Raw genomic sequence first — 10,353 nt, forward strand, 5'->3', positions numbered from 1 at the left:
TTCCTCGGGGGCGGAAGGCACGTGGACGACCGGGCCGCGCGTCTGCGCGGCGATCGTCGCGAGGGCCGTCGACTTGCCCGAGCCCGGCCCGCCCACGATGAGCAGACCGCGGTCGCCGATGCGGACGCCGATCGGGCTCTGGCGCTGCCGCTCGGGCTCGTCGGCGAGTCCGACGAGGAGCACTCCCGCTCCGCGCGGCACCTCTTCACGCAGCAGGAGGTCGTCGAGGTCGATGCGCGCGGGCAGGTCGGGCAGCCACGGCCGCCTCGGCCTCGGCCCTCGCGCCGAAGCGGCGATCTCACGGATGTCGTCCGGCGCCGACAGCGCGATGCGCACGGATCGCGGCGCCGCATCGGAGGCACGCCGCACCACCGCGGCTCCCCGCCCTGAGATGCCCCCGGGCAGCAGGGCCGCGTCTTCCGTTCCGACGACGGCACGGCTGTCGGCGGCATCCGTGACGCGCAGGCTGATGCGCAGCGGACAATTCGCGAGCAGCGCGTCGCGCACGATCCCCGACACGCGCTGTGTGCCGAGGACCAAGTGGATGCCGAGGGCCCTCCCGCGCGCCGCGACGTCGGCGAACACGGCGTGCAGCTCAGGGTGATCGGCGAGGAGCGCCGCGAACTCGTCGACGACGACCACGAGTCGTGGCAGCCGCACGCGCGGATGGTCGACGTCGCGTGCCGAGACCCGGGCGAGCTCGCTCTCGCGCCACCGGATCTCGGCGCGCAGGCTCTCTATGGCGCGCCGCGCACCCGTTCCGTCGAGGTCGGTGATGACGCCTGTCACGTGAGGCAGGGCCTCGAGCGCGTCGAACGCGGTGCCACCCTTGAAGTCGGCGAGCAAGAAGCTCACCTCCTCGGTCGAGTGCGTCGCGCACAGTGCGAGGATCCACGTGATGAGCAGCTCGCTCTTGCCCGAGCCCGTGACACCGGCGACGACGGCATGCGGCCCGTCGGCGACGAGGTCGACGACCGTGATCCGGCCGCGGTCCGCGCCGATCGGCGCTGCGAGCGCGCCACGCCGCGACGCCGGTGCGTCGGCGAGCACCTCCTGCAGCGGCACGATCGCGCGGGGAGCGCTCGCGAGCCCGAGAACCGCCGCGTGCGACGCCCGCTCGCCGAGCGACAGCGCGATGGCGTGAAGCTGTTCGCGCGACAGCGCCTCGATCGCGATGTCGTGCACCGCGCCGGCCCGGTCGAGGCGCGCGGCATCCGGCGCTTCGACCACGACGGTCGCGCCGCATCGCGGCGGGATCGGTTGCCCGGGCTCCACGCGCGCGATCACGATCTCCGCGGCCGGCGGCACCGGCTGGCCCGGCGCGAGCACGGCCGCGGCGACGCCCGTCGCCGCCGCGTGGTGGGGCAGGGACTCGGCCCACTCTGGAGCGGCGATCAGGCGAAGGCGCCCGGGCGGGAGCGCGAGGCACAGCTGAGCGACGAGCGCGCGGGCGACGGCATCCGCGATCACCGGCGGACCCTCCACCGCGATCCCGTCGCTCGCGGTCACGGTGACCGGGCCTCCCACCAGCCTCGCCGCGCGTGCGCGCACGCGATCGGATGCCGGATCGCCCTCGCCGCCGGTCACGCGCACCGCGGAAGCGGCTTCGCCGGCGCCGACGACGAGTGCATCGGCGCGCTCCGCAACGGGCCGCCACACCGCGCTGTCATTCGAGAGGAAGCCCGCGACATCGGGATGCGACGCCCACCGCCGGGTGCGCTCCTCGCGGTGACGCGCCTCGACGGCGGATGCGACGCGCCTCCGCGCCGCATCCGCCTCGACCTCTGCGCGCCGCCGGTCCCTCCGCATCGTGCGTTTGCGGTCGAGCACCGTCGCCACCGCGATCACCGGCACGAGGCCTGCGAGCCACAGCGAGAGCATCGATCCCGTCACAAGCCAGATCCCGACGGCCCCCACGACCGGCACGACGGATGCCAGCACGGGGAGTCCCGTGCGAGGAGGGGGCTTCCACGGCTCCGGCAGCGTCAGCGCGCTGTCGGCGACTTCATGCGGAACGGCTTCGGGGTCGGTGCGAAGCGATGCCGGGGCGGGTACGGGAGCGAAGCGCATGCTCCCAGTCCAGCGTCGTCGAGCGCACGACCGCGGATGCCGCCGAGGATCTGTGCGCTCGCGGGCTTAACGGGACTCTGGGGAGGACTCGTCCCCCTCGTTGCCCGCCTGCTCGTCGACCGGCGTGTCACTCGAGTCGACGCCATCGTCCGCAGCGGCCGACTCCTGCGCCGGCTCATCGGCCGCGGCATCCGTCTCATCGTCCGCGTCGTCGACCGTCTCCCACTCCGCGGTGTCGGACTCGTCTTCGTCGTCGGCGTCGTCCTCGATGACCGGGGCGCCTCCGACGTTCAGCACGATGATCGAGATGTTGTCGCGACCGCCGTTCTCGAGAGCGGCGTCGAGCATCGCGCGCACCGCGTCGGCGGGGTCGGGGTTCTCGTCGAGGAAATGGCGGATGCCGTAGTCGGTCAGCTCCTTCGTGAGGCCGTCCGAGCAGATGACGAACCGGTCGCCCGGTGCGATCTCGACGCGCACATAATCCGGCGTGACGCTCTCACTGGGCCCGACCGCACGTGTGATGACGTTGCCGTACGGGTGGTTCTCGGCCTCTTCAGGACTCAGCCGGCCGGCCGCGACGAGCTCCTGCACGACGGAGTGATCCGTGGTGAGCTGCGCGATCATGCCGTCGCGCACGAGGTAGACGCGCGAGTCGCCGATGTTGAGCGTCACCCAGTGCGGTTCGCCGCGGCTGGTATCGAGGAACACGCCGGTCACGGTGGTGCCGGTCGCCTCGTCCGTGGCATCCGGATGGGACGCGATGTCTTTCACGGCGCGCGCGAGCGACTTCTCGAGAGCCTTCGCCGTGATGGAGCCCGACTCGGCGAGCTCGCGCATGCGCGCGACGGTGCTCGTGCTCGCGATCTCTCCGCCGACGTGACCGCCCATGCCGTCGGCGACGACGAAGAGCGGGAACTGGGCGAGGACCGCGTCCTGATTGACGTCACGCCGGCGGCCGCGATGAGTCACCGCTGCCCACGACAGCTCGATCTGGCCGTCGGGCAGGGTGATCGTCGTGGAGTCGGCGGTGACCTTGGGCACTCCCCGTCCTCCCGTCGCCGTACAGGTTGGCCGCGCCTTGCGGGCGGGCGTGGTCACATCCTAGTAGAACGCACCTTCGGGTCCTCGTGCACGACTCCCCGAGGCTAAGATGCCCGCCCCGGACCGGGGAAGAACCCGTCGATCAGCTCGAGGTCCTCCACCGTCGGCGTCCAGGCCGTGGCCGCCGCGGCGTTCGCCTGAACCTGCTCCGGCGTCGTGGCACCCGCGATCACGCTCGAGAGCGCCGGCTGCGCGAGCAGCCACCCGAACGTGGCCTCGAGCATCGTGATCCCGCGGTCGTCGCAGAACTGCCGATACGCCTCGAGCGCCTCCCACGGCGCGTCCTCGTAGATGTGCGGCCGCTGGCGCATGATGCGTGTGTCGGACGGCGCCGACTCGCGCGTGAACTTGCCCGTGAGCAGGCCGTTGTGCAGCGGGAAGTACGGGAAGAACCCGAGCCCGTAGCGTCGCACGGCGGGCAGCACCTCCTTCTCGTCGCCGCGCGCGAGCAGGCTGAGCTGGTTCTGCGCCGACACGAACGGCACCGCGCCGCGCATCTGGGCGGTGAAGTGCGCCTCGGCGATCTGCCACCCCGTGAAGTTCGAGTGGCCGATGTAGCGCACCTTGCCCTCGTGCACGAGGTCGCCGAGGGCATCGAGCGTCTCTTCGATCGGGGTCGCCTCGTCGGGGGTGTGCACCTGGTAGAGGTCGATCCAGTCCGTCTGCAGCCGCGTCAGCGAGGCCTCGACCGAACGACGGATGTACGAACGAGAGCCCTTGGATCCCGTGAAGCCCTCCGGGTTGGGCAGGGCGCTGTGGCCGAACTTCGTCGCGAGCACGACGCGGTCGCGTCGCCCCTTGAGCGCCTCGCCCATGAGCTCTTCGCTCATGCCCGGGTGCCCGCCGTACATGTCGGCGGTGTCGAGGAATGTCACGCCCGCATCGATCGCCGCATCGAGCACGTCGCGCGTGCCCTCGAGGGTCTCAGTGCGTGTTCCCGGGCGTCCGAAGTTGTTGCACCCGAGCCCGACGGCAGAGACGAGCAGGCCGGATGCGCCGACACGACGCAGAGGAACGTGAGAAGTCATCCCTCCACGCTAGTGCGCCCCGAACACGCGGAAGGCCCCCGCGAACGGGGGCCTTCTCATCGAGTGATCAGACGCGCGGCGGTTCGTCCGAAGGCGGTTCGGCCGCGGGCGGCTCCGTCGAGGGCGGCTCGCTCGAGGGCGGCTGCGCGGCGGGCGGCTCGGGCGCGGCCGGCGGGGCGGCGGGAGGCTCGGATGCCGGCGGCTGAGCCGCGGGCGCGGAGGACGGCGGAGCCGGAGGCGCGGCCGGCGGAGCACCCGCGCCCGGGGCGGGCGGCTGGTAGCCGGCGGGCGGAGCCGGAGGCTGGTAGCCACCGGGAGGCTGGTAGCCGGGAGGCGGGTACGCGCCGGCGCCACCGGGCGACGTGACGGGGTTCGGCGGGTAGCCGCCGGCGGGCGTCTGCACCGGCACGCCCTGCCACTGAGTGGTGTCGGCGAGGAAGCTGTTCGCCCACGGAGCAGCCGGGATGGCAGTGTTCCAGCGCGACGAGTCGAACGCGTTGATGCCGTACCAGACGATGCTCAGGAAGAAGTAGAGAATGAGCCAGACGGCTTCCTTCTGGAGCTTGAGGCCCACACGCCACGCCGCGAGCAGCGTGTAGAGGAAGACCGCGACGCCGATGAGCCATCCGAGCACCGGGACCCACCCGAGCACGATGGCACCGCCCCACAGCACGAGCAGCCACCACGGGTTCAGGTCACCGAGTTTGACGAAGATGAGGGTGTTGTAGACCGGCACCCACGCGCGCCACCTCCCCTGCACCCCGGCCTTGTCGAAGATCTTCATCAAGAACCAGGCGAAGATGACGTACGCGATGACGGCGAAGATCAAACCGAAGACCACGAGAGCGGCGTAGGCGGCTACGGCGGCGCCATCGTAGGGGAAATCATCCATGGAATCCTCCGGGTGATGGATGTTCGAGGCACGATCGCGGCACGGCGCGCCGCGGTCCACATGCTAGCGGCGCCCTGTCGCGGGGACCACCGCTTCCCGGCGTGTCTCTACACGCCACGCGGGCGCCCCTTGCCGTCACGGGCGGGCCCCTGGATAGGGTGAGCGCAAAGGGCATCCCCGCCCCCTCCCCACACGAAGGGATCGCCGATGAGCGACGCCACGCCCCCGCCTCCCCCGCCCCTTCCGCCCCAGCCCGCCGGCGAGGCAGCCGCCGCCGCGGCCTCGCCGAAGCGTCCCGCGTACGACCCGGCCACCGACCCCGATGACACGGGCGTCTCGCAGTCGGCGCTGAGCGGAGACGTCACGGAGGTCGGCCGAGGCTTCTTCCGCGCGCTGTTCGACTTCTCGTTCCGCACGTTCATCACGCGGCGCCTCGCGAGCGTGTTCTACCTCGCGGGCCTCATCGTGATCGTCATCGGCGCCGTCCTGTACCTCGTGACCGGCATCCTCAACGGCGTGGCCGCGCTGTGGTTCAACCCCGGGGCGGGCATCACGCTCATCATCGCGACGATCATCCTCGTGCCGCTCATCGCGTTCCTCGCGATCGTCGCATTGCGTCTGATCATCGAGGCCGTCGTCGCCCTCATCGCGATCGCCGAGAACACGGAGCGCACCGCCGAGCACACGCGGCGCTGAGGCATCCGGCGCACGGCGTCACGCGAACAGGTCGAACTCGCCCTCGCCTCGGTCGACGACGCGGATGCCGCTCCCGGCCGCCCACCGCGCGAATCCGGCCCGCGAGCCGATCCGCGGGCGTTCCTCGGCCAGTCGGCGCACGAGCGCGCCCTTCGCGTGCTTGTTGAAGTGGTTGAGGGCACGCACCGCGCCGTCGTCCGACTCCGTCACGACACGCACGTACGCCGACGGCACCTCGGCGGGGACGGGCCCGAGTGCGACGTAGGCCTCGGACCGGAGGTCGAGCACGAACGACGGCGCCGCGTCGGCGATGGCGGCGGTGACGGCATCCGCCCACACCCGCCGCAGCGAGGGAAGACCCGGGAGCGACGAGGCCGCGCCGAGGCGGTACGCGGGAATCGGGTCGAGGGCGCCGACCGGCCCGAACGGTGCCGAGTGGATCATGACGTGCCGACCCAGCCAGCGCCGGCCGCCCGAATCGACGGATGCCGCGCCCAACGCGTCGTACAGGACTCCGGTGTATCGGTCGACGGCGGGCATCGTCGGCGCTTCGCGCAGCGCTGCATTGACGGCGATCTCGCCGAGCTGCGTGCGACCGAGCTTGAGCACGCGCGCCGCCTCCTCCGTGTCCGCCGACAACGCGACAAGCGCATCGACGAGCCTCTCGCGCACCGGCGCCAGCGCCGGCAGCGCGAGGGACGCCGTGTCGAACGGCGCGCCGGCGCCCCCGGGGCGCTTCGTCTCGGACGGCGGCAGCAGGATCAGCATGGGGTGGGCGGCTCCAGGCAGAGGAACGCCCCAGCGCTCCGAGGAGGCTGGGGCGTTCCGACGAGGTGAATCAGGCGACGAGGGCGGCGTTGCCCGCGACGATCGTCACGACGTCGCTCTCGATCGACAGGAACCCGTCCTGCGCGTTCGCGATGACCTTCGTGCCGTCGGTCTGCGTGATGCGCACCTGGCCCTCGGCCAGGATCGCGAGCACCGGCTCGTGACCCGCCATGAAGCCGATCTCGCCCAGCACGGTCTTGGCGACGACGAGCGACGCCTCCCCCGACCAGACCTCGGCGTCAGCCGAAACCAGGCTCACGTTGAGAGCCATGTCAGCCGTTCTCCTTCTGGATGCGGGCCCACGCCTCTTCGACGTCGGAGATGCCGCCGACGTTGAAGAACGCCTGCTCGGCGACGTGGTCGAACTCGCCCTTCACGATCGCGTCGAACGACTCGATGGTCTCCTTGATCGGAACCGTCGAGCCCTCGACACCCGTGAACTTCTTCGCCATGTAGGTGTTCTGCGAGAGGAACTGCTGGATGCGACGCGCGCGGGCGACGACGACCTTGTCCTCTTCGGAGAGCTCGTCGACACCGAGGATCGCGATGATCTCCTGCAGCTCCTTGTTCTTCTGGAGGATCTGCTTCACGGCGGTCGCCACGCGGTAGTGGTCCTCGCCGATGTAGCGCGGGTCGAGGATGCGGCTCGTCGAGGCGAGCGGGTCGACCGCGGGGTACAGACCCTTCGACGCGATCTCACGCGAGAGCTCGGTCGTCGCGTCGAGGTGCGCGAACGTCGTCGCCGGCGCCGGGTCGGTGTAGTCGTCGGCGGGGACGTAGATCGCCTGCAGCGACGTGATCGAGTGGCCGCGCGTCGAGGTGATCCGCTCCTGCAGGATGCCCATCTCGTCGGCGAGGTTCGGCTGGTAGCCCACCGCGGACGGCATGCGGCCGAGCAGCGTCGACACCTCGGAGCCCGCCTGCGTGAAGCGGAAGATGTTGTCGATGAACAGCAGCACGTCCTGCTTCTGGACGTCGCGGAAGTACTCCGCCATCGTCAGCGCCGAAAGCGCGACGCGAAGGCGCGTCCCCGGCGGCTCGTCCATCTGGCCGAACACGAGGGCGGTCTTGTCGAAGACGCCCGCGTCCTCCATCTCGTGGATGAGGTCGTTGCCCTCACGCGTGCGCTCGCCGACACCGGCGAACACCGACACACCACCGTGGTCCTGCGCGACGCGCTGGATCATCTCCTGGATGAGGACCGTCTTGCCGACGCCCGCGCCGCCGAAGAGGCCGATCTTGCCACCCTGCACGTACGGGGTGAGCAGGTCGATGACCTTGATGCCCGTCTCGAACATCTGGGTCTTCGACTCGAGCTGGTCGAAGCTCGGGGGCTGACGGTGGATCGGCCAGCGCTCGGTGACCTCGACGGTCTCACCCGGCTCGGCGTTCAGCACGTCGCCGGTCACGTTGAACACGCGCCCCTTGGTGACGTCGCCGACGGGAACCGTGATCGGGCCGCCCGTGTCGCGCACCTCCTGGCCGCGGACCATGCCGTCGGTCGGCTTCAGCGAGATCGCGCGAACGAGGTCGTCGCCGAGGTGCTGCGCGACCTCGAGCGTGATCTCGGTCGACTCCTGGCCGATCGTGATCGTCGTCTTGAGCGCGTTGTAGATGTCGGGGATCGCGTCGTGCGGGAACTCGATGTCGACGACGGGACCGGTGATGCGCGCGACGCGGCCGACACCGAAGGACTCGGTCTGCGCTTCCGTCTTCTCAGCGGTGAGGCTCATGGCTTCTTCTCTTTCGTATGGTCTTACTTGCCCGACGCCAGGGCGTCGGCGCCGCCGACGATCTCGGCGATCTGCTGCGTGATCTCGGCCTGGCGTGCGTTGTTGCGCAGGCGGGTGTAGTCGGTGATGAGCTTGTCGGCGTTGTCGCTGGCCGACTTCATCGCCTTCTGCGTCGCGGCGTGCTTGGCCGCCGACGACTGCAGGAGGGCGTTGAAGACGCGGCTCTGGATGTACACCGGCAGGAGCGCGTCGAGGACGACCTCGGCATCCGGCTCGAACTCGTAGAGCGGGTACACCACGGCCGCCGACGACTCCTCGGCCTCGACGACCTCGAGCGGCAGCAGGCGGACCGTCTCGGGCGACTGCGTCATCATGCTGACGAACCGGTTGTAGACGAGGTGGATCTCGTCCACCCCGCCGTCCTGGCCGCCGCGGTCGTACGCGTCGAGCAGCGTCGCCGCGATCTCCTCGGCCGTGTGGAAGTGCGGCGTGTCGGTGTCACCCGTCCACTCGGCCGCGGCCTCCATGCGACGGAACTGGAAGTATCCGACCGCCTTGCGACCCACGAGGTAGAACACCGGCTCGCGGCCCTCCTGACGCAGCAGCTCGGCCAGCTCGAGACCCTCGCGGAGGATCTGCGAGTTGAACGCGCCGGCGAGTCCGCGGTCCGAGGCGAAGATCACCACGGCCGAACGGCGGATGACCTCGCGCTCGGTCGTCAGCGGGTGCTCGACGTTCGAGTGGGTCGCGACGGCGGACACGGCCCGCGTCACGGCACGCGCGAAGGGGGTCGACGCGCGCACGCGCGCCATCGCCTTCTGGATGCGCGAAGCCGCGATGAGCTCCATCGCCTTCGTGATCTTCTTGGTCGTCTGAGCAGAGTTGATCTTCTGCTTGTAGACCCGCAGTTGTGCGCCCATGGTCCCTTACCGGTGCCTGCTCAGTGGCGGCCCTTGACGATCTTCTCCTGGTTCACGTCCTCGGCGGCCGCCGGAGCGACCTCCTCGTGACCCGGGCGACCGATCGCCTGACCCTTGCCCGCACGGAACTCGAGGATGAAGTCGTCCGTGCGCTTCTCGAGCTCGGCGACGGTGTCGTCGTCGAGGACGTTCGTCTCGCGCAGGCGGTCGAGGATGTCGGTGTTGCGGCGCAGGTAGTCGAGGAGCTCGCGCTCGAACGCGAGCACGTCCTCGACCTCGATCGAGTCGAGCTTGCCGTTGGTGCCCGCCCAGATCGAAACGACCTGCTCCTCCACCGGGTACGGCGAGTACTGCGGCTGCTTGAGCAGCTCGGTCAGGCGAGCGCCGCGGGCGAGCTGACGGCGCGAGGCGGCGTCGAGGTCGCTCGCGAACATCGCGAACGCCTCGAGCGAGCGGTACTGCGCCAGCTCGAGCTTGAGCGTGCCCGAGACCTTCTTGATCGACTTCACCTGGGCGTCACCGCCGACGCGCGACACCGAGATGCCGACGTCGACCGCGGGACGCTGGTTCGCGTTGAAGAGGTCGGACTGCAGGAAGATCTGGCCGTCGGTGATCGAGATGACGTTCGTCGGGATGTACGCCGACACGTCGTTCGCCTTCGTCTCGATGATCGGCAGACCCGTCATCGAGCCCGCGCCCATCTCGTCCGACAGCTTCGCGCAGCGCTCGAGGAGACGCGAGTGAAGGTAGAAGACGTCGCCCGGGTAGGCCTCGCGCCCCGGCGGGCGGCGGAGGAGCAGCGACACGGCACGGTAGGCCTCGGCCTGCTTCGACAGGTCGTCGAAGATGATGAGGACGTGCTTGGCGTCGTACATCCAGTGCTGGCCGATGGCCGAGCCGGTGTAGGGGGCCAGGTACTTGAAGCCCGCGGGGTCGGATGCCGGAGCGGCGACGATCGTCGTGTACTCCATGGCGCCCGCGTCCTCGAGCGCGCCCTTCACGGCCGCGATCGTGGAGCCCTTCTGTCCGATGGCGACGTAGATGCAGCGGACCTGCTTGTTGACGTCGCCCGACTCCCAGTTGGC

The 10,353-nt window shown here is 70.3% G+C and carries 10 protein-coding genes; 1 reads left to right on the forward strand and 9 read right to left on the reverse strand.

Annotation, left to right across the window (positions count from 1 at the left end):
* The 4 genes from VFF97_RS10925 to VFF97_RS10940 form a co-directional block, all read right to left on the reverse strand.
* On the reverse strand, positions 1–2,070 hold a 2,070-nt coding region (locus VFF97_RS10925), incomplete at its 3' end, for an FtsK/SpoIIIE domain-containing protein (RefSeq protein ID WP_325033531.1).
* A 66-nt stretch (positions 2,071–2,136) separates the two neighbouring features.
* On the reverse strand, positions 2,137–3,111 hold the full coding sequence (locus VFF97_RS10930; RefSeq protein ID WP_325033532.1) for a PP2C family protein-serine/threonine phosphatase: 975 nt from the start codon (positions 3,109–3,111) through the stop codon (positions 2,137–2,139).
* Positions 3,112–3,215: 104 nt separating this feature from the next.
* Complete coding sequence (locus VFF97_RS10935; protein WP_325033533.1) at positions 3,216–4,199, reverse strand: aldo/keto reductase; 984 nt, start codon at positions 4,197–4,199, stop codon at positions 3,216–3,218.
* A gap of 67 nt (positions 4,200–4,266) precedes the next feature.
* Positions 4,267–5,091 (reverse strand): large exoprotein, encoded by an 825-nt coding sequence (locus VFF97_RS10940; RefSeq protein WP_325033534.1) that lies wholly within the window; start codon positions 5,089–5,091, stop codon positions 4,267–4,269.
* A 207-nt stretch (positions 5,092–5,298) separates the two neighbouring features.
* Between VFF97_RS10940 and VFF97_RS10945 the strand changes: the two genes are divergently transcribed.
* Positions 5,299–5,787, forward strand: coding sequence for a DUF4282 domain-containing protein (locus VFF97_RS10945; RefSeq protein WP_325033535.1), 489 nt, complete (start codon positions 5,299–5,301; stop codon positions 5,785–5,787).
* An 18-nt stretch (positions 5,788–5,805) separates the two neighbouring features.
* On the opposite strand, the gene VFF97_RS10950 is transcribed toward VFF97_RS10945, so the two are convergent.
* From VFF97_RS10950 to atpA, 5 genes are all read right to left on the reverse strand, one after another.
* Positions 5,806–6,555: a YaaA family protein gene (locus tag VFF97_RS10950; protein ID WP_325033536.1), complete on the reverse strand. Its 750-nt coding sequence runs from the start codon at positions 6,553–6,555 to the stop codon at positions 5,806–5,808.
* A 70-nt stretch (positions 6,556–6,625) separates the two neighbouring features.
* Positions 6,626–6,886: a F0F1 ATP synthase subunit epsilon gene (locus VFF97_RS10955; protein WP_325033537.1), complete on the reverse strand. Its 261-nt coding sequence runs from the start codon at positions 6,884–6,886 to the stop codon at positions 6,626–6,628.
* A gap of 1 nt (position 6,887) precedes the next feature.
* A complete protein-coding gene (gene atpD, locus VFF97_RS10960; RefSeq protein WP_325033538.1) occupies positions 6,888–8,348 on the reverse strand; it encodes a F0F1 ATP synthase subunit beta in 1,461 nt (486 codons plus the stop codon).
* Between the two features lie 23 nt (positions 8,349–8,371).
* Entirely contained in the window at positions 8,372–9,268 is an 897-nt protein-coding gene (locus VFF97_RS10965) for a F0F1 ATP synthase subunit gamma (RefSeq protein ID WP_325033539.1), read from the reverse strand.
* 20 nt (positions 9,269–9,288) lie between these two features.
* A partial coding sequence (gene atpA / locus VFF97_RS10970) for a F0F1 ATP synthase subunit alpha (protein ID WP_325033540.1) occupies positions 9,289–10,353 on the reverse strand: 1,065 nt, incomplete at its 5' end.

Source organism: Microbacterium sp. (genome assembly GCF_035687345.1).
Taxonomy (GTDB): domain Bacteria; phylum Actinomycetota; class Actinomycetes; order Actinomycetales; family Microbacteriaceae; genus Microbacterium.